Source organism: Pseudomonas fluvialis (genome assembly GCF_002835605.1).
GTDB lineage: Bacteria > Pseudomonadota > Gammaproteobacteria > Pseudomonadales > Pseudomonadaceae > Aquipseudomonas > Aquipseudomonas fluvialis.
This window is the reverse complement of sequence record NZ_PIYS01000027.1, coordinates 253,967-279,353: the sequence shown is the minus strand read 5'-3', so window position 1 is coordinate 279,353 and position 25,387 is coordinate 253,967. Positions and strand designations below refer to the sequence as shown.

The 25,387-nt window shown below is 62.7% G+C and carries 27 protein-coding genes; 2 read left to right on the top strand and 25 right to left on the bottom strand.

Going from position 1 to position 25,387, the window contains the following annotated elements; translation table 11 throughout:
• The first annotated feature begins 1 nt into the window (after nt 1).
• Nucleotides 2-2,167: a TonB-dependent siderophore receptor gene (locus CW360_RS14250; protein ID WP_170307398.1), complete on the top strand. Its 2,166-nt coding sequence runs from the start codon at nt 2-4 to the stop codon at nt 2,165-2,167.
• Nucleotides 2,168-2,212: 45 nt separating this feature from the next.
• Here CW360_RS14250 and CW360_RS16860 read toward each other — a convergent pair whose 3' ends face one another.
• The 9 genes from CW360_RS16860 to CW360_RS14210 form a co-directional block, all read right to left on the bottom strand.
• Nucleotides 2,213-2,980: a fibronectin type III domain-containing protein gene (locus CW360_RS16860; protein WP_157825310.1), complete on the bottom strand. Its 768-nt coding sequence runs from the start codon at nt 2,978-2,980 to the stop codon at nt 2,213-2,215.
• Between the two features lies 1 nt (nt 2,981).
• The gene (locus tag CW360_RS14245; protein WP_101194165.1) at nt 2,982-5,189 is read right to left on the bottom strand and encodes a hypothetical protein; all 2,208 of its coding nucleotides are present in this window, start codon (nt 5,187-5,189) and stop codon (nt 2,982-2,984) included.
• Complete coding sequence (locus CW360_RS14240; protein WP_101194195.1) at nt 5,173-5,403, bottom strand: hypothetical protein; 231 nt, start codon at nt 5,401-5,403, stop codon at nt 5,173-5,175. Before CW360_RS14240 ends, CW360_RS14245 begins: the two co-directional genes overlap by 17 nt.
• 8 nt (nt 5,404-5,411) lie before the next feature.
• Entirely contained in the window at nt 5,412-5,642 is a 231-nt protein-coding gene (locus CW360_RS14235; protein ID WP_101194164.1) for a hypothetical protein, read from the bottom strand.
• Nucleotide 5,643: 1 nt separating this feature from the next.
• Nucleotides 5,644-6,465 (bottom strand): phage BR0599 family protein, encoded by an 822-nt coding sequence (locus CW360_RS14230; RefSeq protein WP_101194163.1) that lies wholly within the window; start codon nt 6,463-6,465, stop codon nt 5,644-5,646.
• Nucleotides 6,466-6,609: 144 nt separating this feature from the next.
• Nucleotides 6,610-8,124: a hypothetical protein gene (locus CW360_RS14225; RefSeq protein WP_245874727.1), complete on the bottom strand. Its 1,515-nt coding sequence runs from the start codon at nt 8,122-8,124 to the stop codon at nt 6,610-6,612.
• A 188-nt stretch (nt 8,125-8,312) separates the two neighbouring features.
• Nucleotides 8,313-9,194 carry a hypothetical protein gene (locus CW360_RS14220; protein ID WP_101194161.1) on the bottom strand — a complete coding sequence of 294 codons (882 nt, stop codon included), beginning with the start codon at nt 9,192-9,194 and terminating at the stop codon, nt 8,313-8,315.
• A complete protein-coding gene (locus CW360_RS14215) occupies nt 9,194-10,033 on the bottom strand; it encodes a hypothetical protein (protein ID WP_101194160.1) in 840 nt (279 codons plus the stop codon). Before CW360_RS14215 ends, CW360_RS14220 begins: the two co-directional genes overlap by 1 nt.
• 1 nt (nt 10,034) lies before the next feature.
• On the bottom strand, nt 10,035-13,037 hold the full coding sequence (locus tag CW360_RS14210) for a phage tail length tape measure family protein (protein ID WP_157825309.1): 3,003 nt from the start codon (nt 13,035-13,037) through the stop codon (nt 10,035-10,037).
• Nucleotides 13,038-13,133: 96 nt separating this feature from the next.
• Between CW360_RS14210 and CW360_RS16855 the strand changes: the two genes are divergently transcribed.
• Complete coding sequence (locus tag CW360_RS16855) at nt 13,134-13,592, top strand: hypothetical protein (protein ID WP_157825308.1); 459 nt, start codon at nt 13,134-13,136, stop codon at nt 13,590-13,592.
• A gap of 279 nt (nt 13,593-13,871) precedes the next feature.
• Here CW360_RS16855 and CW360_RS14205 read toward each other — a convergent pair whose 3' ends face one another.
• The 16 genes from CW360_RS14205 to CW360_RS14140 form a co-directional block, all read right to left on the bottom strand.
• Nucleotides 13,872-14,387, bottom strand: coding sequence for a DUF6631 family protein (locus CW360_RS14205; RefSeq protein ID WP_101194158.1), 516 nt, complete (start codon nt 14,385-14,387; stop codon nt 13,872-13,874).
• A 2-nt stretch (nt 14,388-14,389) separates the two neighbouring features.
• Complete coding sequence (locus CW360_RS14200; RefSeq protein WP_101194157.1) at nt 14,390-15,163, bottom strand: phage tail tube protein; 774 nt, start codon at nt 15,161-15,163, stop codon at nt 14,390-14,392.
• Between the two features lie 12 nt (nt 15,164-15,175).
• Nucleotides 15,176-15,385 (bottom strand): DUF7210 family protein, encoded by a 210-nt coding sequence (locus CW360_RS14195; RefSeq protein ID WP_101194156.1) that lies wholly within the window; start codon nt 15,383-15,385, stop codon nt 15,176-15,178.
• Entirely contained in the window at nt 15,382-15,822 is a 441-nt protein-coding gene (locus tag CW360_RS14190) for a phage tail terminator protein (protein ID WP_101194155.1), read from the bottom strand. Before CW360_RS14190 ends, CW360_RS14195 begins: the two co-directional genes overlap by 4 nt.
• On the bottom strand, nt 15,822-16,337 hold the full coding sequence (locus CW360_RS14185; protein ID WP_101194154.1) for a gp436 family protein: 516 nt from the start codon (nt 16,335-16,337) through the stop codon (nt 15,822-15,824). The genes CW360_RS14190 and CW360_RS14185 overlap by 1 nt, the downstream gene beginning before the upstream one ends.
• Before the next feature lie 2 nt (nt 16,338-16,339).
• Entirely contained in the window at nt 16,340-16,672 is a 333-nt protein-coding gene (locus tag CW360_RS16850) for an HI1506-related protein (protein ID WP_170307397.1), read from the bottom strand.
• A gap of 84 nt (nt 16,673-16,756) precedes the next feature.
• Nucleotides 16,757-17,650: a Mu-like prophage major head subunit gpT family protein gene (locus CW360_RS14175; protein WP_101194153.1), complete on the bottom strand. Its 894-nt coding sequence runs from the start codon at nt 17,648-17,650 to the stop codon at nt 16,757-16,759.
• A gap of 14 nt (nt 17,651-17,664) precedes the next feature.
• Entirely contained in the window at nt 17,665-18,072 is a 408-nt protein-coding gene (locus CW360_RS14170) for a hypothetical protein (protein ID WP_101194152.1), read from the bottom strand.
• 3 nt (nt 18,073-18,075) lie between these two features.
• Nucleotides 18,076-19,185: a phage protease gene (locus tag CW360_RS14165; protein ID WP_101194193.1), complete on the bottom strand. Its 1,110-nt coding sequence runs from the start codon at nt 19,183-19,185 to the stop codon at nt 18,076-18,078.
• 211 nt (nt 19,186-19,396) lie between these two features.
• A complete protein-coding gene (locus CW360_RS14160) occupies nt 19,397-19,972 on the bottom strand; it encodes a phage virion morphogenesis protein (RefSeq protein ID WP_101194151.1) in 576 nt (191 codons plus the stop codon).
• Between the two features lie 99 nt (nt 19,973-20,071).
• Nucleotides 20,072-21,319 (bottom strand): PBECR2 nuclease fold domain-containing protein, encoded by a 1,248-nt coding sequence (locus CW360_RS14155; RefSeq protein WP_101194150.1) that lies wholly within the window; start codon nt 21,317-21,319, stop codon nt 20,072-20,074.
• Entirely contained in the window at nt 21,309-22,877 is a 1,569-nt protein-coding gene (locus CW360_RS14150; protein ID WP_101194149.1) for a DUF935 domain-containing protein, read from the bottom strand. Before CW360_RS14150 ends, CW360_RS14155 begins: the two co-directional genes overlap by 11 nt.
• The gene (locus tag CW360_RS14145; protein ID WP_101194148.1) at nt 22,871-24,529 is read right to left on the bottom strand and encodes a hypothetical protein; all 1,659 of its coding nucleotides are present in this window, start codon (nt 24,527-24,529) and stop codon (nt 22,871-22,873) included. Before CW360_RS14145 ends, CW360_RS14150 begins: the two co-directional genes overlap by 7 nt.
• Nucleotides 24,522-24,689 carry a hypothetical protein gene (locus CW360_RS16930; RefSeq protein ID WP_170307396.1) on the bottom strand — a complete coding sequence of 56 codons (168 nt, stop codon included), beginning with the start codon at nt 24,687-24,689 and terminating at the stop codon, nt 24,522-24,524. Before CW360_RS16930 ends, CW360_RS14145 begins: the two co-directional genes overlap by 8 nt.
• Nucleotides 24,689-24,838: a hypothetical protein gene (locus CW360_RS16845; RefSeq protein WP_157719668.1), complete on the bottom strand. Its 150-nt coding sequence runs from the start codon at nt 24,836-24,838 to the stop codon at nt 24,689-24,691. Before CW360_RS16845 ends, CW360_RS16930 begins: the two co-directional genes overlap by 1 nt.
• Nucleotides 24,838-25,386 (bottom strand): phage protein Gp27 family protein, encoded by a 549-nt coding sequence (locus CW360_RS14140; RefSeq protein WP_101194147.1) that lies wholly within the window; start codon nt 25,384-25,386, stop codon nt 24,838-24,840. Before CW360_RS14140 ends, CW360_RS16845 begins: the two co-directional genes overlap by 1 nt.
• Nucleotide 25,387 lies beyond the last annotated feature (1 nt).

The window sequence follows — 25,387 nt, the reverse complement described above, 5'->3', positions numbered from 1 at the left end:
CATGCGTCATGCCGTCGCCCCTACCCTGCTCAGCCTCTGCCTGCGCGCCAGCCTGCTCGGCCTGGCCAGCGGGCCACTCCTGGCCCAGGCAGCCGGGCAACCCTTCCAGATCGCCGCTGGGCCACTGGAGCAGGCGCTCAACAGTTTTGCCAGCCAGGCTGGCATCCTGCTCAGCTACGACCCGCAACTCAGCCAGGGACGCCAGGCGCCCCCCCTGCATGGCGACTACGCCATCGCCGATGGTCTGGCCCAGTTGCTCGCCGGCAGTGGCCTGCGTGCAGTACGCAGTACCGACGGCAGCTACCATCTGGAGCTGGCCGCCGAACAAGGCCAGCTGCAATTGCAAAGTCTCAGCGTGATGGCCGAGCTGGACAGCCCGGTCGGCGAAGACCGCGGTTATGTCGCCTACAACAGTCGCAGCGCCAGCAAGACCAACACCCCACTGGCCGCTACGCCGCGCTCGGTCAGCGTGGTCACCCAGCAACAGCTCAAGGACCGCAACAGCCAAACCATCAGCGATGCACTGCGCTACTCGGCAGGTATCCAGGGCGGCTACTTTGGCGAGGACAACAAGCAGGACTGGTTCATCCTGCGCGGCTTCAAGCAAGCCAACAACGGCCTGTTCCAGGATGGCGTACGCGTCTATTCCAGCGGCTTCTACAGCTGGCAGGTCGATCCTTACCTGCTCGAACGTGTCGAAGTTCTCAAAGGTGCCTCCTCGGTGCTGTATGGCCAGTCCACGCCAGGCGGCATCATCAACCTGCAAAGCAAACGCCCGAATGCCGAGGCACGCAACGAAGTCGGCCTGCAATACGGCAGCTTCTCCCGCCAGCAACTGCACTTTGACGTGGGTAGCGACCTGGACAGCCAGGGCAGCATGCGTTTTCGCCTGGTCGGTCTGAGTCGCGACACCGGCACCCAGGTCGAGCAGGTGGACAGTGAACGACTGCTGCTGGCTCCGTCGCTGCGGATCGACTTCGCCGAAGACAGCTCGCTGACCCTGCTGGCCAGCTGGCAGCAGGATAATTCCCAGCCACAGCTGCAGTTCCTGCCGGCAGAAGGCAGCCTGTGGGCAACCGGCAACGGACGCATCGCTGACGATGTCGCGGTCGGCAATCCGGCCTATGAGAAGTTCGACCGCCGCCAGTTCAATATCGGCTATGAGCTCAACCACCGCCTCGACGAGCACTGGGACTTCCAGCAGAACATGCGCTACGGCAAGCTGGATGTCGAGTTACGCCAGATGTACTACGCCGGCCATGCCATCGACCTGCTCAACCGGGCCGCCGGCGTCCTCGCCAGCCGTCTCAACCTGCCTTTCGACACGGCATTCGCCCTGGCCAGCGGCGCACTGCCCGACCTCAACGATCCCTCGCGTCGCACCATCATGCGCGGTCTGACGTATACCGATGGCCAAGCCGACAACCTCTCGCTGGACAATCGACTGCTCCAGCACTGGAGCCAGGACAACCTGGAAAGCACCCTGCTGCTCGGCCTCGACTACCAGCAATTGCACATCGACGAACAGGCTTTTGCCAGCGACCCGCTGATTCGCGAACCCCTGGATATCTACCAGCCTATCTACCCGGCCGGCACCAGCCTGATCAACAGCGCCACGCTGGCCCCCTTGAGCGCCGCCGACCTGCAACACAAGCAGACCCGTGCCGACCAGCTGGGTTTGTACCTGCAACATCAGCTCAAGCTTGACGAGCGCTGGGTCAGCCAGCTGGCCATGCGCTATGACGATGCACGCAGCGACCTGAACAACCGCAGCAGCGGCGTCAACAAGAGCCTGCGCGACCATGCCATGACCTGGAGTGCCGGCCTGGCCTACCTGGCCGACCACGGCCTGACTCCCTACGCCAGCTACTCGGAGTTCTTCCTGCCGGTTACCGACATCAACCCCAGCAGCGGTGAGCCGTATCAGCCAGAACAGGGCGAGCAGTACGAAGTCGGCGTGAAATACCTGCCCGAACAGCTCGACGCCAGCGTCAGCCTGGCCCTCTTCGAGCTGACCCAGGACAACGTGCGCAAGAATGGCAGCCATGGTGTGCGTACCCAGCTGGGCCAGGTGCGTAGCCGCGGCGTGGAGCTGGAGGCCAGTGCCGACCTCAGCCCGCAGCTGCATGTAGAGCCGCGCGATAAATCGTGTAATCACGCGCGATAAACGTAGCGCCGACTGAGTTTCAAATACGGCAAATGAATTACAAAATCAACGTGCTACACGCCGGATCGGCCTGACGCGGTGAACGCTTGAGGCGGTCTTTGAGTAGCTTGATGTATCGGTATAGCCATCGACCATTCGTCTTGAGTAAGCGTATGTCGCATTAAATTGGGTAGATGTCCGGTAATAGTTTTGGGCATCCAAAGCTTGCGCTCCACCTGTTTTGAACAGGGCAGGTGTAGATGCGCCAGCCGGTCGCAGGTTTGTGTAGATGACGCCCAGCTCGTTAATCGAGGGTAGGTACCAGTCGTCTATAGCACCGACCGCGTAGGCCTGGCAGTGTGCACTGGCCGGGTGAACATCAGTTGTCATCGCTAGGGTGTTAGCCAATCCATCGGTCAAACTGTCGGCGCCACTAGTAGTAGTAGTGGATGTCTTCCATCGACATCCGAGCGTGTTGATCAGTTCGGCCGAAACGTCAGCAATGATGAGCGCCCAGGTAGTACCACCGTAGGTGAGGTCACCGGCATAAAAACCACCTCCATATGCTGTACCTACAACGGTTGGAGGCGCGACGGGAGGCGTTGCTAGGATTGAGACCTGGTCGCTAATCGCTGTGTCAGTGCCGCGTACGGCTTGAACACGGTAGTAATAGGTTGAGCCATCAATAGCACTCATATCGTTGAAAGCTGAAGCAGACGCAGCGACTTCAGCGAGCGCAACCGGCAACGCCCCGACAGACATAGGGCTATCAGACCTATAGATAAGGTTTTTATCGGGAACGCTGTTATTAGTCCATGTCAGTCGTACAGGCATATCAGACCCCTAAATAGCTAGCCGTAAGACCCGTTGGGGCGAGCAGAGGCAGGTATCTGTTGAAGGTATGACGCTGCCTTTGGTAACTCTCAACCCCTCCACGGACAGCCCACAGTTCGACCGTGACCGCCCCTTCATAGGTAATAGCCAGAGTTGTAGATGTTCCCGTGAGGCCTGCTTGGCTATACAAAACAGCACCATCGGAAACTCTCAACAGTCTTGCGCTGTAGGTGACGCCGGCTTCCGGCCCCACACCGCCGAATGTCGTATCAATAAGCTGATCAGCCTGTGTCAGGCGATCCCTTCCAACCCAACTGATCGTTACATCACCCACAACACTCGCAGGATAGTAAACACCGGAAATCTTGAACTGCCCTGGTGGATATGGCCGCCCCTGCCGCCCCGCCAGGGTGAGCGAATCACTAGGAGCCAGCCCCTCGGCCAACTGCCCTTCGCTCGTATTCGTCAACAGTTTTGCCTGGATGGTAACGCCGCTGGTGTACTCGGTTTCGTCCGCACCCTCGAATCCATCGTAAAACCAGATCCGGGCGCCGGCAGCGTGCAGCGCAGGTACGGTATCGGCGCAGCCTCGGGCCAGGGTGACCTGGTTGGTGGTGAGGTTGATGGCATCCACGCGCACGATCTCGTCATCGAGCAGCGCGGCCTGGCCAACGGCGACCTGGTCGAGATCGAGGGCGGTGGTCACAGTCACGACGTTCGGGCCGGAAGATGCCGGCAGCGCCGCTACCAGTAACGCGGTGGGGCACCAGTCAGCGGTACCTCGATCCGCGAACGCGCCGGTGGTACCGGGGCGAGTCAGCAGGCTGTAGCTGAGTGAGAGGCCGCTCGGGCGGGCGGCCAGCGATGCAGCCCATGCAGCGGTCACATCGACCAGCTCAAGGTTGGCCTGGTCGATCAACCCTGCCAGCTCGCGGTATGGCACCTCCATCAGCCGGCGCACGCTAGGAGCGTATGGCGTGCGATCGGGCGGCACGTAGCCGCTCGGCGGTACAACGACGAACGACGATGACGGCAGGCCGAACACGTCCTGCAGACAGGTGATGGTGATTGTGCCGTTGACCAGGGTGCCGTCCTCGATGCGCCCGGCGCGTACTACAACTTCAGCAATACCGCGCTTGAGCGAGCGAATGCGGAACGGATCCGCCGGGCCGATGTTCGCGGCCCGCCGATCCAGCTTCACCTTGTACTTGCGCAGGTTGCTGGCCTTAACCCGCATGTCGCGCTGCACTACACGCGCGGCCAGATCGCCGGTCGGGATAGCCGGGTAGCTTTTGGTTTCGGACGATGGCCCTCCCTGGACCTGTGCAATCGCGGGGTTTACTGCACGCGCTCGATCCTTCTTGCCGGTAATGGCGTCGACGAACTCAACATAGAGCTGGCTCGGCGCCTGCACCGCGCTGCCGGTTTCGTCATCCTCGATGCTCAGCAGGCCGCTTTCCTCGTCGAACAGCGGCAGATCGGCCACGTTGTAGTCATCGCGGATCAGCTTGAGAGTGATGAGCCCGGTATTCCGATCCGGGCCACAGTACGCGCCGATGTGCTCGCAGATCTGGTCACGGAAATCGGCTAGGGTGCCCTGGCTGCGCTTCCAACCAATGCACAGACCGAAGCCTTCGTTGTAGAGCTTCAGCGCTGCAGCGCGCCAGGCGGCATCATCGAGCATCGAGCGATCGAGGCCACGGCCGTTCTCGCGGTTGGTGTATGTCTCATAGAGGATGTGAGCCGGATTCATCGCCCGCACCTGTCCGCCGGCGAGGTCGATCGCGCAGGTCTCCGGGTACCAGACCGGGCCATCCCAGCCCGCCATGCGGCGATAGCTGAGCGTCTCCCATTTCTTAGGGTAGGGGTTGATCGAGGTGACCAGGCCGGAATAGAAGAAGCCGGCAAAGCCCCTGAAGTTCGGCACCTGGCCGCCGCCAAGTGCGGCAGCAAGGCGCGTGTTCAGCGGCTGGGCCTCGTCGCCCATCATCAGATCGAACTGCCCTTGAATGCCCCCTTCGCCCTTGTCACCGCCGAACAGGTTGGGGGCGTTGATACTGATGGACTGGCTGCTGGTGGCATTACCCGACCATGCCACCTTGCCGCTGGCGCGGATCTGCAGCAGGCCATCAATGGCCTTGGCAAGCGCGCCGTGGATGTCGAACGAATAACGGAAACCGACCGTCTGGGCTTTAGGCTTGGCTCCCATTGCGGGCCTCCTCAACTACTCGTGCGTGTGCCACTAGGTGCTCGGCCAGCGCGTTGCCGGTGGCGAGCAGCAGCTCGGCGTCGATACCCTCGCGGACGAACTCCAGCCAGTCCAAACCGTGCTCGGCGAAGAAGGCACGGGACTGCTTGGCGCAATAGCCAGTGCGCGTCGTCCAGGTCGGCACCGTGTGCAGATGCTGGATGGTAACGATCAACGGATCGGTCACTTCTTGCTCCCCTTCACTTTGATGGCCCGGCTGCGCTGGTTACGCACAGAGAGCACCATCCAGTCCTCCTGCCACACCTGCCCAAAGATCCATTCCTTTTCCGTTCCCTCGTCGCAGCGCGGAAAGTCGAAGTCCTGGAAGAACGCCGGCTTGGGCTTCTGCGTCTTCGGCTGGTTGGCCTGACTGAGCAAAAAGCTGGCAACAAGGATTGCAATCTGTAGCCACATTTCAAAACACCTGATCGCCGTCGAAAGGGGATTTGCCGTCCATCTGTGGCTGGCCACGGAAATTCGGCAGATTGCTGAACTTGGCGTTGCAGGTGCTGGCGGTGAAATCGCAACCCGGATACACGCGAATCGACTGCCCAGCAGCCAGTGCAAAGGTTCCACCCATCAGCACCAGCTCGCTGCCGGCGTGGCGCTCGATCGTGCGGCGGTCATATTCGCCCTGGCCAATCGGCCAGTCGACCCAGCCAGCGGTAAACCAGCCATCCGGGTATGCAGCCAACGCACCGCTGCTGATCGCGGCGCCATTGAGCGACTGGATAACGGTGTCCACCCGCAATGGGTTGAGGTCGACCTTGCACCAGGGAGATCCGAGAATCGTGGTGCAGGTGCGGCTGAACGTGTCGATCAGGCCCGGCCGATCCATTTCCGCATCAATGTCGTTGCAGGTGATCGAGCAGGTGTCCAGCGCTGGCCAGCGCACGTTCGAGATCTCGCCGGTGTAGCGCCATTTGCGATCGCTCTCGCCGTAGTGCATGTCATAGATGATCAACCCGATAGACGCGCTGGGCTGACTATTGCGAAATGGCTGCGCGACCTCGATGTCGGCCGGCGCGGTAATAATCAGGCTGTCCTGCTTGGCAACGCCGCTCTGACGGATGCCGTTGTCGGAGATGCCGCCGCGAACCGTGCGGTAGATCTGAGTACCGAACGTGATATCCCGGCCGCCGGTGTTGTACAGCCAGCGCATCACGCCACGTCGGAACTCGTAGAGGCGGATTGGCGTACCTGCAGCCAAGGAAGTCTCGCGGCTGTCAAAACTCATACCGGATCAGCCCAGATATTCACCTGGCGCCCGTGTAGGTAGTACTCAAATCCATCGGTGTGGCGCCAAAACCCTCGCTTCAAACTGAAACGCCAGCTAGTGATGCGAACAATCTTCAACGTTTCGTTTTGGGCTGCAGCGGATTTAAAACTCATCGTCGCGCTCCTCTGTAAACACAGTTGCCCATGCGGCAACGCCCTGGCTGTCAGTCATGTGATCGATGCGCTGCGCGTCAGCATCGAATCGGCACAGGTTCATCCAGCTGATACGCGCCACGTCGCCCGGCTGCACCTCAATGCCTAGGGCGGCATCGAGGGCCAGGCGCTCGGTTTGGCCATCCAGCTCGATAGCGCCGGTGATGCGGCGCATCAGCACCGTGCCATTCCACAGCTCGATGCGGATATCGCGGCGCCCAGGCTTGCCGTTGCTGAACCGGGTGTAGCCGATGTTGGCCACGTCGAGGGTGGTGGCCACCGCCGAGGCTGTGGCCACCAGTGTCAGGTCATCCATATGGCTCGGTACCCAGACGACTTTTTGCCGGCCGTGCATGCCGTAGATGAACGAGCGCACCAGTGCGCGCGCTTCGCGGCCCAGATCCAGGTGCCGTTGGCCGAGCATCTGCAGGGCGCGCTGGGCGGTATCGGTGATCAGCGGGATGGCCATGCCGCTATCGAGCGTCGAGCGTAGGCGCTGGGCTGAGTGGGTCAGGTTCTCGCTGTCGTCCGGGCGACGATCCCAGACAGGCCTTCCTCTATACAGGGTGGTCGGCAGCCATTCCGGCCATTCGCATTCCTCGACAACCAGGAACTGCACGCTGGCCTCGATCAGACGATCGGTGAGCTTGCTTAGCTCAGGTTCAGCCAGCAGTTGGGCGGTGCGTACTGGATACAGACGCGAGCCAGCCGGCCACGCCTGCTGCGTGCCGCGCTTGAGCTGCAGGCCGGTGCTCTGCACATCAAGGATCTCCACCGTCTCACTGGTGAATGCGTCATCGCCACGCAGCATGGCCAGACCGCCGGCACGAAAATCTAGGTGCTCGGTAGCGCACTGGATGAACTCGGCGCCAACGTCCACGGCCATTTCCAGCAACTGGATGTCCGGCCATATCGGCATGGCCCAGATGCGATCGCTCCAACCAAACAGCGCCAGATCCAGGTACTGCCGCTCACGGCCCTCGGCATACATCGGGCCGCTGAACTCACGGCGCGGCGCCAGGCGCAGTTGGCGGCGCTGGCTGACAGCCGATTCGCTCAGCAGGATGTCGGTGGACGCAGTGAGCGTCTCCTCGATGCCATCGCCCCAGTCCGGCACGAATGTCCAGGCGATGATGCGGTTGGCGGTAATACGCAGCGCTGCAGTGATATCGCCCTCGAACTGCCACTCCAGGGTGGCATCCAGCACCGGCTGGCCATCGGGGGTGATCGTGACTTGCCAGATACGCTCCTTCAGAGCCGGGAACAGCAGCGGTACATCAGGCTGGCCACTGATCTCGATGCCTTCGTCGAGGCCATTGATGGCACTGAGCGTGCGTGGCTCCAGAAATGCGTTCCACAGGCTTACGGGCGACGACTGAGCGGAAACGACGTTGCCGAGGTCGAGGCGATTGGGGGTGATATGGATTCGGTTGTAGTAGTCATCAACGAATGCCCGCAAGCGCACGGCCGTGATCTCGCGGCCGCTGGCTAATACGGGGTATCCCGCATTCAACGTAGCACCACCAGTCAATCGCTGTGCCTCTGATTCAGTGGGCTGCTCAACAAACGCGTAGGTGTAGAGATCAGCCGCGAATAGCTTCGGCTCAATCGAGCCCTGCGTGATATTCAAATGCTGAGCACTCAACGTGGCCATCACGCGCCCTCGTAACGAATGGCCCAACCGAACGTTCCGGTATGACTGATGCCCTCGCTACCGCCCGCCCTAGCAGCTGTGTTTTTGAGATACCACGGAAAAATTTTCCAGCGATCAGAACCTATATTGATGATCTGACCTGGCGCGTAATTGTCGACGCGCGTATAGCGAGCATGTTGCAGATCCGCGACTAGGCTAACTTTTTGAGATGGGCGCTGTTTGTAGCAGCGGACTGGCAGTAAAACGGCCTCGCTGTTCCAGGCGCTCGGCAGCAGCCCGATCAACGGTACGAGCTGAGTGATACCCACCTGCGAGGTTCCGCCTGATATCGTGAGATTCCAGCCCTCAGAGTCCAACCCCGAATGCACATAGCAATTACGATTGCGCGAGCCAACCTGAATACTGGTTGCCCAAAAAATTGCAGGAGTGATCGTATTGTTTGTGTTAACGCCATCGGAACCCGTGATACTGATTCCGGTCGGATTATTCGCCTCCAGCGTCGCCCCCAACCACATGCCACTACCTGGCAGCCCCTCGATTATCGAGCGGCCGAATGCACACCACTGGTAGTAGTCAATGCTGTAATTGATAACGACGTAAACCTCCCAGTCGAATACGAAAATCTCGTATGCAACGGGGTAGCTGATGGACGTTGCGGCTAACTGACCCATGCGCACTACGGACGGTGCATCCCCGGCACTGGCCGAAGTGCGGCCCAACAACTCTAGATAGCCACTGACAACACGCAATCTGAGATACAACACCCCTTTACTCAGCACCTCACCAGAGCCGTCCCAGCTCCATCCCTCGGAGGTGCAAGCAGATACCAGCGCAGAGCGCACAGCGGCCATGTCGACGGCAGATCCACTGTAATAAGCCATCAGTTATCGAGCCTCAGTGCGTAGTAATCGGTAAACCCATTGCGGGATACGTCCTGAATCACCACATAGTCGTGACCGTCCAGGGTGAAGGTGTTCTCCACGGCATTATTGAAACCGCTGATATAGAAAATGCCGTCAAGCGCCCCCCACATGTTCGCGGCGTTGTCGTGCAGCTCGACAGGCAACGGATGGTAATAACCACCGGTATCGCGGAGCTGTGTACCTCCCGCAATCGCTGAGTTTCCCCACGGATACCCATACGGCTGCAGCCAACCATCATTGCTGCGCAGCGCCATGTTCGCCCGGTTGCCCTTGTAGGGAATCGAGTGGCTGGTATCGCTGAACCGCGTTGCAGCAGCCCCACTCAGCATCCCGGCGCAAACAACCGGATACGGGTACTGGCTCGGTCGGCCGTAGGGCAGGCACTTGCCGACATAGGCGCTCTCGTAGACCGGGGTGCCGACCTTCATGGCCAGAGCGATGCGCTGTGGGTTGAGGGTTAGCCAGTAATCAATGCGGTTGTTGTGCGCGGGCACGCCGCTCAGGCGCGCACCTGGTTGGGTGTCGAACGTATTGCCGGGTACGTAGCCGGTGAACACGCCGGCCAGCAGGTTGTAGTAGTCGGCCGAGGCGTCTTGGTAGGTGCGAAACCCAACGAAAATCTCCTCGTCGCCGGTGTAGCCCACGCCCTTGAGGATCAGCTCGCGGTTGGCTGGAGCCGTGTCGTAGCGCAGCACCGTCCAGCCGTTCGCCGAGGCGAAGTCGCGGATGGTCTGCAGCATCTTGTAGTGGGCAAGCGTGCCGCCCGAGTTGTCGACGAAGCCAATGGTATGAGGCATATCAGAGTCCCAGTAGCTGGCGCACTTCGGCACCGTTCTGTTGCAGGTAAACGAGAAAGTGCTCTTGGCCGGCTTTGCCCCAGGCCATGCTGGCCACGTCCTCGGGACGTTGAACGGCGTAGAGGTTCACGTTGTTCTTGAGGTTGGTGCCCATGCTCTTGGCCGGCTCAGCCAGGCGGGTGTTGCCCAGGCTTGGCGCTGCCAACGCGGGGGCTGGCACGCCAGCCAGGCCACCCGTGTTGTGGTGGTAGGCGTACTGGAAGGCCCAGTCATGCAACGCCTGCATGCCTCGGGCGTTGAAGTCCAAGAGGAAGTCGGTCGCACCTGGTTGCATGGCCGAGGCGGCGCGGATGACGACCTCCTCGGTCGAAAGTGCGGCCAGGATGGAGTCACTGGTGGGCGTGCCGGGGCCCTTGACCTTACCGCCCTCGGCAAAGCCAAACGCGCCGGTGTAGGTACTGGCACCGGTAGCTGCGCCGCCAGCACCGCCGGCCCCAAATCCAGCAAGCAAACCAAGACCGGTGCTTGCCCCACTAGCTGCGCTAGCACTGGAGATCGCAGCCGCCATTGCCGTCGCTGCAGAGGCGCCGGCGGCCGTAATTGAACCCGCCATGGCAGAGGCTGCAGTCGCACCACTCGTGGTGATGCCGGTGCTCATCGCTGTCGCACCGGTTGTTGTTGCCGTGGTGATAGCAGCCGCTGTTGCTGTGGCACCTGCAGCATCAGCCGCAGCATCTGCACCTGAACCGAAAAGCCCCATGACGCTGCCCGCCAGTGACTGGGCAATATTCTCGGCGGCCATGCGGGTCAATGCATCGAGCACGCTCTGACCTAGCGCGGTAACAGCCTCGCGCAGGGTCATAGTTCCGGTAGCTAGGCCTGTCAGGGCCTCTGTCAGGCCGGAAGTAAGACCGTCGCGCAAAGTCTCTTGCAGCTGTGTAGTCGTGGCCTGAAGCTGCTGTGCCTGAGCGTCCAGGGCGTACAGGGCTTGGGAGGCCGCCTCGCCGATTGCACCAGGTTGCGCAGCCAGCTCGGCCAGCACCGGGCGGATCTGTGCGAGCTGGGCGTAGGTCTGGCGGTGGATCTCCAGGATGCGCTCACGCGCCTGTAGCTCCGTGATCAGGCCGGCATCCTGCTGCACATTCACCGACTGCTCCTGGCGCTGCTGCTCGGCCAGGATGCGCTCCATCTCGCGCTGCACGTCGTCGACGCGCACCTTGGCTTCGGCTACCGGGATCAGCTGGTCTAGCCACGCTAGGCCTGCTTCGTTGCCTGCCTTCTCCAACTCGCTACGCATGCCAGAGAACTTGGTGCGGATCTCCAGCATTGCCGCATCGGTCTCGCGCCCGGCAGCACGCAGAAGCTCAGCTTCCAGTCCGGCGGCGGTGCGCGCATTGGCGTCGGCTTGGCGCTGCGCTTCGGCGGCGTCGATCATTGCCAGGGCCGCGTCAGCGCGTGCGCGCATGGCACCTGTCAGACCCTTTTCGGCCAGTTCGTACTGACGCACCTCGGCGGCCGTCATACTCAGTACAGCAGCCTGGCGTTCCAGCTGAGAGACATAGCTCTCGCGGGCGCGCTGATCACGGTCTACAGGCGAGCGCTGCTGGCGTTCGCTGTAGCGTTTTTCAATGGCGGCAATGTCTTTGTCAATCTGCGCATCGGTGATCAAAGCAGAGTCCGCATTACCCGCACGGATCTTCTCGATGTTGGCCCGGTACTCGGCGATTGCCTTTTCTTTCTGTTCCGCACGCGTGAGTCCCTGTTCACGCACTTTGGCAATCGCCTGCTGCGCCTCGATAGACTCTTGATTGATGCGAGTAAGCTCTGCCTGCCACGCGGCTTCAGTGTCGCGCTGCTCAATAGAGAGCCGCAACCGCGTGCGCTCCTGATCGAGCTGCTTGGCGCCTTCCTCAGTAGCACCTTGGATGGCAGGCGTCAGTTGATCCCACAGTTCCTTTGCCGCCCCCAGCGGGCCTAGCACCACTGCATTCGCACCCACTGCGCCAAGATCGACATCGCGAACACTACGACGATCTAATGCGGCAAGTTGCTCCTCCAGGGTCTGCTCGCGACCAACGCCTAGCATCTCGTCCCAGGCCTCGGCGGCAACACGCTTAATGCCTCGCCAAGCCTGTTCGATTACGCCCAAGTTGCCCTCGATCTGCGTGGCCCGGCTTTCCATGGTCTGAGCCAGCTCTTCCATAGCCAAACGGGCAGCCGCAGCCTCATCGCCTTGCTCTGCCAAGGCGGCGATCTGTTCATAAACAGCGGCGCTAAGGAAATTGTATTCACGGTTCAGCTCAGCCACAGCAGTGACCGGGCTTTCGGCTAGCTTGACGAACTCAGCAACGGTTTCAGAAACAGCTCGACCAGTAGCCTGGTTCATCGCTACGGCAGCGGATGCCACCATTTGGATCTGCTCAGCAGCGATGCGGCCACTACCCGCCACCTCAGCCAAGGCTGCAGAGGCCTGACGTTGTGTGCCGCGCACAACATCCATCGACGCGGCCATATTCATCAGCAGATCACTGCTGGTCCCGGCAGCATTGCCAGTCATGATCAACTGCTCGCGGAAGCGGATGGATTCCTGTGCGCCTTGGTACGTAGCCAGTGCTGTAGCGCCGATCGCGACGGTGGCCGCAGCAACCGCAAGCGTCAAAGGGTTCATCACACTAATCAACGCGCGACCAGCATTTCCCCAGCCGCCAAACGAATCCTTGATTTGCCCGCCTTGTTGCACCGCCACCAACCAGATCGGCATGCCACTGGCCAGGCTGGTAGTGATGTCGGTGATCTGCATCGGCAACTGACGCATGGCCTGCTGGTACTGCCCAGCCGTGATGCCGGCGACGCGCATGGCATCCGTGGTACCGCCGAGACGCTGGCGTTGCTCCTGGAGCTTGGTGTTGAAGGTGTCGAAGGTATCCAGATCGATCTGACCGGAGGCACGAGCACGGCGTAGTTGCTGCTCCATGTCATCCAGCTCGTCCAGTTTGCGGATCACCGGATCGATCTTGCCGAGTAGCTGTTGTAGCTCCTGGCCTTCTTTCTCGGTTGCTGCTGCCGCCTGGGCCGCCGCTTCGGCGGCACGCAGGTCGGCTTGCGCCTTCTCCTGGGCGGCACGCTCAGCGTTATGAAAGGCGTTCATCGCCTCGGTCTGAGCGGTTGCTGTCTGCTGCCAGGCCTGGTTGGCATTCTGGGTGGCACTGGTCGTGCGCTGGAGGCTCTCGGCCACGCTATCTGCAGCGGCCTGTTGCTGCAGGCTGGCCTCGACCATGGCGCGGATGCGGGCGGTTTGCTGGTCGGCGGTTTCGCCGATCTGGCCGAGCTGAGTGCTCGATGTCGCGGCGGCAGCGCCGACGTCCTGGACCGAATCGGCGAGCGCCTGCAGCTGCTGCTGACCCTGTTCCAGGTCAGTCTTGAGGCGCAGTGCAAATTCGATATCGCCGCGATTGGTCATCGGTCAGCATCCAGATGGGTGGGATGCGGAGATACTCGCGCGCGCGGGGCGGGATGTAATTTGGACGCGGCAAAAAGAAGCCGCCCGAAGGCGGCTTAGGCAGGCACCAGGGCGCAACCCCTGCTTATTTCCCGTACGTCATTTCTGGTATTGGCCGAATAAACCGGCTCAGGAGGTTTAACGGGGCTTTACTCTTCCTAACGTTGCACCGCACTGGCGGACGCCTGATTCACTTCTGGAGCATCCTGAAATGCTCCTCTGCTTCTTTGACGCTTCCACCGGCTTTGTTCAGGTCGATGAAGTTTTCGGCTCGTTCCAGGCGCCGCCGACGCTTTTCAGCCTCGAACAGCAGCAGGATCTGCCGCTGGGTATAGCGACCTATTCGCTCGACGTCGCCGTAGCCTGCTCGGATGAGGCAGGCGTAGACGTCTGCCCAGCGCGGCGCTTTTCCAGTTCGGCGGCCTGGACCCGTTCCGCCAGTATCCGACTGAGGACGCGCCGATAAAAAAAAGGGCCGTTGGCCGTCCACCAGCGCATCAGCAGTACGTCACCTTCGTCCTGGTTCTCCAGTGACTGCAGCTCCTCGACCTCGATGTCGGCCGAGGTGGCCACCGCCTGCAGGACAACATCCAGATGATCAACGACCAGTTCCATGATCTGTTCCAGCGGCGGTACCGATTCACTCTTGATCAGTTCATACAGCCCATCCAGGAATGGCCTGAGTTGCTGGCGAACCCGCAGGCCTTCGACGAAGCCGTATTCACGCACCACCACGATGCGCCCGTTCAGCTGTGCCTCCAGGTTGGGATGCAGTTTCTGCAGATCATCCGCGCCCTCGGCCGCTGGGGCCTCGGGTGCGGTGATCAGACCTTTTCTTGCTTTGCGCTGCGCCATGGTCAGGCAGCCATTTCAACGAAGCGGCCGAACTGACCCAGGTTGCCCGAGGCGGGCTTGCTGGAGTCCAGCAGCGTAGTGAAGGTCACCGGCGAGCTGGCCAGCTGGTTACCGCTGGTGATGAGCGAGAGTTGCTGCAGCAGACCAGCGCTGGTCTTGTAAAGCTCGACCAGAATGGGCGCACCGTTCTCTGCCAGGTTCACGCCCTTGTACTTCAGCGCGTAGTTCTTGTCGCTGCCGGCCAGGAACGCGGCCTGCTTGGTAGCACCATGGCTATAGGCTGCTTTCAGCGGTTGGGTCGGTGCCGGCGAGGTAGGCAGGGCCAGGATTTCCAGGTCGCCAAACACGTCGTACTCATAGTGGGTGCCGCGTACCAGCTCGACCGGGGTTGGCGTGGCGCTATCGGTGATCACCAGGTTACTCACGTTCATATGATCGAGGGTGAGCAGATCACCATTTGCCACCGGGTTAGGCAGCAGCTCCCCCGTTACGGTACCGGCAACCTGCGCACTCATGCGCGAGCGGGTGAAACGCCCCACGTTGTCGGCGTCGAGCTGGTGCAGGGTAGCGTTCCAGGCCATGCCGGCTTCTTTACCGAAGTTGCGCACCATGGCATTGACGCCACTGAACGACTCCCGATGCTGAACGCGGGTTTCGTTGCTCTGGCCGCTCAGCTCGGACACGTCACCAACCCAGACCCAAGGGCCCAGTTGCCCATTTGCGAGGATCTCGGCAATCCACAATTTGCCTTGGCCGAAGTAGTAGGACTCAGACATTGTGCACCTCGTTTATTCGGCAGCCGGAGCGGCAGCGTCGGTAGTTTCAGGGGTGTTGACCACGCCCGCGCGAATCAGGAAGTCGCGCTCGGGGGCGGTCACGTCGATGGTCTTGCCACTGGGGTGATCCACGCCGGCATGCTTGTGCGGCTTGGCCAGTTGCACCTTGTACAGCTCGGGCTTGGCAGCCGGCTTGGCTGCTGTTTCGGGTTGCTTGCTCACGGGTTGCCCCCTAGTACGTGGGTGGTGGTGTAAATGTCGATCCAGAGCACACGGTCGCTGTCGCTATCGAGCACCTGGCCCTTGAGCCAGGTGCACTCCTTCCAGCCGGCCGGTGCCCAGCCGATAAGTGCCTCGCGGGCCTTACCGACAAAATTCATCACTTCATCCTTGGCCGCGTCCGCATGCAGGTCGCGGTAGTTCCTGGCGCAGATCACCACGCCGAACACCGCAGCGGCTGCTGCTTTGCGCCGAGGTTGGCCGCCATCGGCTGCCGGGTTGCTCTCGGCGGCCAGCACCACCCAACAGTCGCCCGTGCGGAAATCCTGCAGGCCCTTGAGCGTGTGATACGCGGCGGCGCCACTGACCGCGCCGAAGTCCGCTACCTGGTTGCGCAGGCGGTTCTCGACGAGCGTTGTATCCAGGGGCGCGAAGTTCATCAGTACGCCTGCCTGTCTTTGCGATTGAACACGCTCGGCGCGGACTCGAAGCGCACGTCGACCATCTGCGGGTTGCTGGTGATCGGGTCTTCAGCGCCTAGGCTGAACTCGCCCTTGGCCACCAGGGCCAGGAACTTCAGCGCGTCCCGGTAGTTGCGCACGATCGGATCAGAATCCTCTTTACCGCCACGATCCTTGTGCAGCAGGTACCGGGCGATATCGCGCGCCCAGCCGGTGACCAGTTTTGGTACCGGGCTGAGCGGCAGCGGGTAGCTGCGCTTGGCCAGGCTGCCGTCGATGATGCTTTCAGCTTCAACAACGGCATCCTGGATGCGCTGCAGGGCATCATCCGCAACGGCGACCAGGTCAGCCGCCCAGGCGCTGCGGTCCGCGCCGCGCAGGGTGGCCTCCATCAGGTCGGTGGCCACCGCACGCGCGCCTTCCTTGGTAGCTACCTGGGCCAGCTCGCGTGCGCCTGGCCGTTCAGCCAGGTCGTCGAGGGTGATGTATTGCATGCTTACTCCTGACGCTCGCCGACACGGCCGGAGAAAATGCCGCGCTCAACCTTGAGGTTGGGCTCGTTCTCCAGCTGCTCGATCTGCTCGGCCGTCAGGGCGTCCAGAGCGATGCCGAAGCCCTCACGGGTGAAGCGAAAGCCGCAGCGGCGGAAGCCCTGCTCGGGGAGCGCCACCACCCATAGGCCCTCGATGTCGCCATCGTCGCCCAGGCCACCAAGCGCTGCAGGGTGGGCTTCCTGCCCGCTCGAACCGGCGTCCGAGCCGGGTGCCTCGCTCTTGGTAGATGCCGCCGGCTGGTTGTCCAGCTGTTCGGCGGCCGCAGGGGCAGCCACTGGGGCTGCCTTTTCTGCGCTCGTGGTGGACGCCTTTGCAGGCGCCTTGGTGGTGGACCCTTTACCAGCCATGGATCACCTCCATCAGGCCAGCCACGGGGTGACGAGCACGTCCACCACGTCGCGGTTGATGTTGGTGGCGCCGGCCGCGTTGCGCTCGGCCTTGACCACTTCCAGGGCGGTAGCACGCATGCTTGGCGGCACCACCAGCAGCTTCGGACGGATACCCAGTGGGCGTGCGTTGTCGCCCTTGAGTTCCTGCATGGCGGCATAGGCCGCGTTGAAGCTGTCGGCATCCAGCGCATTCTTGGAGGCGTAGGCCAGCTGCCAGAGGCCATAACCGACGTTCAAGCGAGCATCCACGCCCCACACGAACTCCTTGCGGTCGAACACGTTGGAGTCGGTCTCGCCGGTCTTGGAAACGAACTGATAGTTCTTGCGCTTCTGCAGGATGATCGGCCGCATCATGCGAGTGACGTCCAGCAGGAACCACGCCGTACCGCTACCACCCTGGAAGTTGCTCACCGACGTTTCCTGGCCGTTGGCGCCGATCACCGGGTGGTCGGTGTCGAAGAAGAACTGCCCGTCGTAGCACTTGCCGGTGAAACCATTCTTCAGATGGGCATACACCAGCTCGGCCGGGTGCTCCTTGGCGTCCTGGCCCAGTTGCGCCATCAGGGTGTTGTAGGTGCCGTACTGATCGTCCTCGATCGCCTCGCGGGGCACGCCCACGGTGTTCTCGAACGTCTTGTTCTTGATGCTGTAGTCATGCAGCGCCAGGTTCTGGATCACGCGGTCGCCCAGCCACTCACGGAAGCGGGTGGTAGCGCCCAGCCAGCCGTAGGTTTCGATGGCGGTGCCGGACTGCACTTCCATCACGATCTGGTCATAGTCGATCGCTGCGCCCTGAAATGCGCCCAGGAACGACGCCTTATAGCCGGTGTGCAGGAGAGAGAGGTTTTGCTTGTTGATGATCATCTGAGTCTTGCTCCTTAGATCTCGACCCAGACGCCATCGCTATCCACATCGCGGATAACGCCGGCAACCGAGCGGGTGTTGGTGGCGGAGGTCTTGGCGACCGTCTGGTCGTCGACGATGTAGGCGTTGGCGCCGATATCGGCGCGGGTGATCTCGTCGGCCGAGGCGCTGTTGACGAACGGGAACACGCCACGGCGGGTTTCCACGCGCAGATCACCGGCGGCACCGGCCGAGTTGTCGACATACTCCTGGGCGACGCCCCGAGCCTTCAGGGTGGTGGCGGTGCTGCCCGGTACGGCGTAGCCCGAGGCGTTGATACATACCAGCGCACCGGCAAAAATCTTGGCGCTGGCGGCCACCGGGTCGGAGTACTGCACGCCATCACGGCGCTTGGTGTTGCGGTCTTTGGTCAGCGCAGTCATGGCTTATTGCTCCTCGGCCTTGGCGGCCTTGAACTGTTCGGCGGTCAGGCCCATTGCCGAGCAAACAGCCAGCTCGTCCTGGGTCAGTCCGGTTTTCTCGTCCGCCACCGGGGCTTTGCCCTGGGTCTGGCTACCGGCGATAGCAGCGATCGGCTGCGCCTTGTCCAGGTAGGCGGTCAGGGCGGCGCGGTTGCTCTTGCCAAGGTCACGCGCCCAACCTTCCATGGTCTTGTGCAGGCGGCCGTCTTCCAGGGCGGCGGTGATCTGGTTGTCGAGGTCCTTCTCATCGCGCTCGCCCAGTCGGGCGGTGAGCGCGGCCATTTCGGCCTTGAGGCCATCGACGACCGACAACGGCACGAACTGAGCCGGGTCGACGCTGACGGCGGCCTTGGCCTTCAGGCCGGTGCAAGCTGCGACCAGGGCATCGCCGAAAACGGCGCCTTCATCCAAGCCCATCAGCTTGCGCAGGTTGGTGGTGTGGGCGGAGAGCGCGGCGATCGCCTGCTCTTCGGTGGTTTTATCGGCCTGCAGGCCGAGTGCGGCACAGACCGCCAGCAGCAGTGGGTTCACGGGGTTTTCCTCTGGGGAGTCATCGAAACAGCCGAACGACGCGGCGGCGCGCAGGCTGAGTTCCTGCATGCCGTCGATTGCCGGGGCATTGGTGAGCGCGCCCATCTGCACGTCCAGGACGTCGCCGGTGGTCGGGTGGTAAAGGAACACGGGGGAGAAATACTGGTATTCGCCCTCGGCGATGTACTGCGCGGCGCGGGCGGTCAGTTGCACCTGGGCGAACAAGCCTTCGCCCTCGCGCCACTCCAGTGCCTGGTACCAACCAGCAGCTGGGGCAGGCTGGCCGTTCTCTTCCTTGAGCAGGGTCTGGTGTTCGTAGTCGACCACGCGTTTGTTCTTGCGGGCGTGGAAGCGCTCGATGACCTTGGTGGCCACCGCCTGGTTGATGTGCCAGGACGGCACCTTGATCTCGCGGCCATCAGCCGGCAGGAAATGGCCAGCCGGGGTCACCTGAACCCAGATGGTGTTGTCGGCAGCCGGCGCCCCCAGTACGAAACTGCAGGCGGCGAGTGCAACGGCGAGAGGGAGGCGTTTTGTCTTCATGCCGGCAGCTTGGCGCTGCAGGCCGGCCAAGTAATTTTGACGGGGCAAAAATCTAACGAAGCGGGTTTTCAGCGATACCGGCCGCAACAATTCGCTGCCACCCCGTCGCGGCGTGTTTATAAACGCCCAAACGGCCCGTTGTAGGGGGCAGCGAATACAACGGCGGCACCCAGGCCCCTAAAACGCATTTACGGGCCTTTCTGTGCCGTTTTCAGCCTCCGCCCCAAACACCTGGCATCAGGTGCTTCATGGCAATGTTGACCAGCTCGTAGTTGTCGGCCTCGCTGGTACCCAACCACGGGCGCGCCGGTATGGTGATCTTGTAGGCGCCGATGGTCACCCACTGGCTGAAGTTGCTGCGCTTCTTGTTGACGAACAGGTTGCTGACTTCGCCGCTCTTGCCATCCTGGCGGAAATAGGCCTGCTGGTTGCGGGCGGCGATATCGATGCTGCCACCGAAGTGATGGATCGCCCCGTAGACCATGTTGGTGCCCACCAGCAAGTCGCCGCCTACCACCTGGAATCTAAGCCCATTGCTCAGAGGGCCGTCACGCACCAGGATCTTGTCCTGGTTTTTCTTCTTGCGCTTGAGGTAGGCCGGCGACAGCGCCTGCCAAGGCGTTCCATCTGGTGCTGACTGGCTGGCGAAACGCTGGGGCAATGCCTGGAAGGCCAGGTAGTTCCCCATATCGCGGAGCATCTGCGTCGGGTCAGCAGTGGCAGCGGCTGCTTCATTGATGACGGCCAGCGCGGCAACGGCATCGAACTCAAGCGTGGCACCGGCCATTTTCTGCTCCTATACTGAACTTACCTGATCGAGTGAGAGAGCCCCTGCCAGGGCCTCCAACCCTACACTCGCGGGAAACCCGGTGTGGCAGCGCCGGGTTTAGTCTTGCCTGCGATACAGCCTGATACCTTGGCGCACCGTCTCTAGGTACTCGTCCTGGTGAGGCGGAAACGTCGTCACGCCCACCCAGCCATCTTTGCCAACTTCGAACACCGCCACGGCGGGCACCTGCAGGCCCTCCACCGTGAATCGCGCTACATAGCGCCTGCGCACCACTGCTTGGCCGACAGCGCCCAGCCACTCCAGGCGTGTCCATACCTCATCAGGGGCCTTCAGCGCGTCAGCCAGCAGGCGCAGCCATCTGCCGCGTCCGTTTTTGTTGGCCTTCAGCTCGCCACTCTTTCGCTCGGTGAACAGTGCTTTGCCTATCACCAAGCGTTCGCCCAACACATCGCGAAACAGCGCCGGGCTCTCAAGGGAGGCGCCGAACTCGGCCAGGTAGCTGCTGGCGTAGGCCTCGTCGGTCAGGCCTTCCGGCAGCAACCGCTCGGTCGATATCGCCCTAGGTGGCGGCAGCGGGTCGCCGGCCAGGCGGCTGGGCAGACCCGGTGCCGTGGCCGGAATCAGCTCCTCATCGGGGCGCGGGCGCGGTACCGCACTCTCCAGCCGGGCTTGACCGGGAATGTGCTCGAAGCCGGGGTCGATACCCACCGGCACCGTCACGGTGCGCGGGCCTTGCGGGCTGCGCTGGCCGATGGTGCGCTGCTCGAAGACGATCGGCGGCGCGGTGTCCGGCCCGGTCTTGCCCATGCGTACCAGGTCGTCATAGCTCAGCGCCCGCACGCTGCACTGGCAGCCCCAGGCGTTGATCGGGAAGTGGTACTGCCACCAGGGGTCATCCCAGCGCAGCACCATGCCGTTCCAGGCTTCGTGTTCCGGGCGTGGGAACTCCACCGCATCGCTGTGCAGGTACTGCCAGAACGGGCGCTCCTCACGCACGGCCAGCAGCTGCTCGTAGCGGCCGGCCATGTAGCTGCTGCGCATGTTGGTCTCGTAGATCACCCGGCTGCGCCAGTTGCGGCCGCCGTTGTAGCTCCAGCCGTACTTGGCCACGATGCGGTCGAAGTCCTTGCGGAAGTCCTCAAGCGTGGTGCCGCCCTCAATCGCCCGTTGCACGGCCTGGTGGAAGTCCGCCACGAGGTCGTCACGGTTGGCGCCGGCCACGGTGAAGGCATAGTCGTGCTCGCGGCCGTATACGTCCGTCCAGCCGTTGGTGGGCAGGTTGAGCTTGCGGCGCAGGAACTGGTTCTGCTCCTGGAACGGCAGCGAGGTGGCGCTAACGGCCATTGGCGGCCTCCTGGACGATATCCAGGCGCCCCTGCAGGGCAGCAGCGGCCAGGGCCTGGGCCATGGCCTCGGCGTACTGCTCGATGCTCATGTCCGGCAGCAGCTCGGCCAGACCATCGCGGATCTGCTCCAGGCTCTCGGCCTGTTCCACCAGTTGGCGGATGCGCGTGATCCACTGGCCGGTGATGGGCTGCAGGTCATCGTCCAGGCGCTGCGCGGCGGTGGTGGCCGGTTTCTGCGCGGTAGCCGCCGCACGCACTGCAGGTGGCTCGGGCGGCGTCGGCGCCGACGGCTCGGCCTGCAGCTGCAGCACATCCTCGTTGTCGGCCGGCTCGGGGATGGCCACCTTCTCCTGGGCCCATTGGCGCGGGATCTTGAAGCCAAGCTTGACCAGGCTTGGCAGCGCATCGGCGTAGGCCTTGAGATCCTCGGGTTCCTGGGTGGGGAATACCAGGCGCGGGCAGCGCTTCCAGTTGTCCACCAGGCCATTGAGCACGGCGATGGGGTACACCAGGTCACGACTGATGGTGGCGGCCAGTTGCTTGGCGTCGGAGTCGCGCAGGTCGAGGCGCACCTCGTTGTGCACGTTGCCCAGGGCGTTGGTGTTGGTGCCTTCGCCGGTACCGCTGGTGAGGGTGCCGCCCAGGATCACCTTGGACTGGGTGCGCTCGCACCAGTCGATCATCAGTTTGAACGCGGCTGGATCGCCCTGGGCGGCGTTGAGGAACTCCATCTCCATGCCGATCGGGATGATGCCGGCGGCGCTATGGCCGAGCTGGGCCAGGGCGCGCAGCAGGGTCAGCTTTTCCTTCTCAGTCGCGCCGCCTGGGTATTTGCCTACACGCATGGGGATGCCGTAGATCTCCAGGAACTCGGCCAGGTCGCCCACGCTGTAGTTCTTGAACAGGTACGGCCACACCAGCACGCGCATCAACGCGCTGCGCTCCAGGTAGCCCGATTTGGCCTTGTGGATGTGGGTGATCCAGGTCATCGGCTGCAGCGGCTCGCCGCCCATCGAGCCGCGCAGGCGGATCTCCTGGCGCCGTTCGCCACGGGTAAGCTGGAACCAGGTCTGTGGGCGGTGATCGATGGCACGCGGCAGCCAGTCGCCGTCTACGCGGTGCCAGCCGTCGAACTCCAGGCAGGCAAAGCCTTTGCCGATGGCGTCGGTCACGTCGAACAGCATCGCTTCGAAGTCATCCAGCCCGGCCAACAGGCTCTCCAGGGCGGCGGCGGCTTCTTTCTCCTTGGCAGTAGGGTTGTCGGGCGGGACGATCTGCCACTCCAGCTGAGAGACCGCGCGGCGCCGCTTGTCCATCTCGGCGAATACGTGGCCGTCCTTCTCCTCGATGTCTTCGAACAGCTCGTACTGCGCGACGATATCGCCCTGTTCGGCGGCATCGAGCAGCGCGGCCAGGCGGCTGGGCGTCAGGCCGCGCGAGGGGTGGTTGCCCACCTCGTGGTGCAGGCTGGTCAGGTGGGCGGTCTGCGGCTCGCGGATCTCGGCCAGGCGGATCGGCTGGCCATCGGGGCCCAGGATGCGGGATGTGGTCACCATGCTGTCGGTTCCGGGAGAGTGAGGTCAGTGTCGTTGTCATCGACGTTGTCGAAGCCACGGCTGTGGCGTGGCAGTGCGGTGAACTCGATGGCGCCGCCTTCCATGAAGCTGGCGCGCACCGCCATGACCAGCGATACAGCGCTGTCGCCATGCCGCTTGGCCTTGCTGTCCTGCGCCTGCAGATCCTTGGTGCGGCCCTTGTCGATAACCGGCACACCCTTGTCCACCTTGATCGCCAGCAAGTCATCGAGGCGGGTCTGGTGGCGGGCGATCTGCAGGTTGAAGGCTTCCAGCTCGCCCTTGAGCTTGGGCATCCACAGGGCGTACCAGGCCAAGTTCAGTTGCACCTGGTCTACCAGGCCGGCGCCATAGCGCAGCGCGGCCTGCTCGGCGAGGTAGCCGCCGTTGCCGGTGGCGTCGAACGCCAGGCCGCTCAGGCGCGGCAGGCGATCGCAGATGTAGAACATGATCTGGCGCTGCGCCTCATAGGTGAGGTTGCGCAGCTCGACCTCGAAGGGCACGCGCTTGCGCAGCAACGGGTCGATCTGTAGCGGCGTGAATACCGTAAGATCGCCACGGCGGGCGAAGTCCTCACCGAAGGTATGGCGGTTGCGCGCGTTCAGGCGAGCCAGCTCGGGTGCCAGGTTCTCCTCGCACCAGGCGCGGATCTCGGCCTCACGCATCTCAGGCGTCCACTGCTCGAAGCCCTCGGGCGCCTCATAGCGGTAGATGCGGATGGAGTGGTCATCGACCATCGCCTGTTCGATCAGCACCCGGCTCAGGTAGGTGCCGCCTGATTTCTTCGGCACGCAGCCGTACTCCTCCTCGGCTGACTCGACGTTCGGAGCGTTCTTGTAGAGCTTGTCGCGCCATTGCTTCTCGGCCTCGGGCGACCACTCCTGGTTGGTGACATAGCAGATCCGCTTGTACAGCCCCTGGGCCAGAGCGTCGTCGAGGGTGATGCGGTGGATGCTGTAATCCTTGCGGCCCTCGCGTGCGTCCTGGATGTAGCTGTTGAACGCGTTGTCGACGCCGTTGTGGGTGCTGATCAGGCGCACCTTGTTGCCCCACATGGTCAACGCCAGGGCGGCCTTGAGCAGCTCCTCCAGGGATTCATGGAAGGCCGCCTCGTCAATCACCACATCACCCTGCAGGCCGCGCAGGTTGCTGGGGCGCGAGCTGAGTGCCTGGATTTTGAAACCGCTCTTCGGGAAGCGGATCATGTACGCCAGGATCTCCTCGCGCCGGCCTTCATCCCAGAAGGTTTGCTCGTAGACGTCGGCCTGGGCCATCTCGTTGAACGCACGGGAGAACAGCGCGCAGGCACCGATATACTCCAGCGCCATCTCCTGCTTGCTGCCCACGTAGAACGTATTGCAACCACCGCGGCGCCGAGGCTTGGCGGCGTTGATCACGTTGCGCCCTGCCTCGGCCCAGGTCAGGCCGGTACGGCGCGACTTCTCGGCGATCATGATCTGGCTGGTGTCGTCGAACCAGCGCTGCTGGTACGGCAGGAAGACGCCTTCTTTCTCCGGTACCGCATCGGCCATGTCCTGGGGCACGACGACGCCATGCAGCTCCAGCTCGGCGGCGAGATCGATCTTGCGGGGCTTGGTCAGCGCCTTTAGCGCTTTGGCCTCTGGCTCACTCACTGGGCTCTTCCTTCGGTTCGATGGCAGTGCAGCGGTAAACGGTTTTGTCGACGAAGAAGGCGCCAAGGCGCTCGCACTCAGCGGCCACGGTGATATGGGCATGGCGCCAACCCAGCAGCCAGCCGATCCAGAGCAAGCCGATAGCAGCCAAGAACTCCATCAGTTGGCCCTCCAGTAGCTGAGCCACACACGGTACTTCGCACACACCAGCTGTCGTACCGCCAGGTTGAACCAGGCGCGCCGTATTTCCTTGGCGATGACCTCGGCAACAAGGACTGGCAGGACGGAAATCAGCACCAGCCGCTTCATCAGGCTTTCCCCATCAGTACGCGACGGATTCGGTCTTCGAACTCCTCGCTCATGCCATCGCTGCCGCGCATCTCTTCCAGACGCTGCTCCTGCTCGGCCAGCAGCGCCTCGCGGGCCTCGCGCTCGATCGCCTTGCGCTCCTCGCGGCTGGCCTTGCTGGCCTGCAGCACGTCCTTGGCGGCGCGGGCCAGCTTGCGCACGTCGTCGATGGTGGTCTTGTCGTCGATCTGCGCGCCCAGGGTCGCGTGCGTGGTCAGGGTCTGGATCGACTGCACCATCAGCGCGCCGGCCTTGTCGTTGGGGTTCTCGCCCAGCTCCTCGACCAGCAGGCTGGCCATGGCCTGCTGCTCGCGCAGCCGCTTGGCCATCTCGTCGAAGCTCACCTTGTAGCGGCCAATCGCCGAGCGGCTGGGCTTGTCCGCGCTGGGGAAGTGCTCGTGCAGATCCTCGATCAGCTCGTCCAGGGTGAGGCGGCGCTCGCGCAGGCGCTTCTCGATGTGGGTACGGACTGCCGGCTCCAGCCGGTCGATGCTGGACTTGCGCCCCATG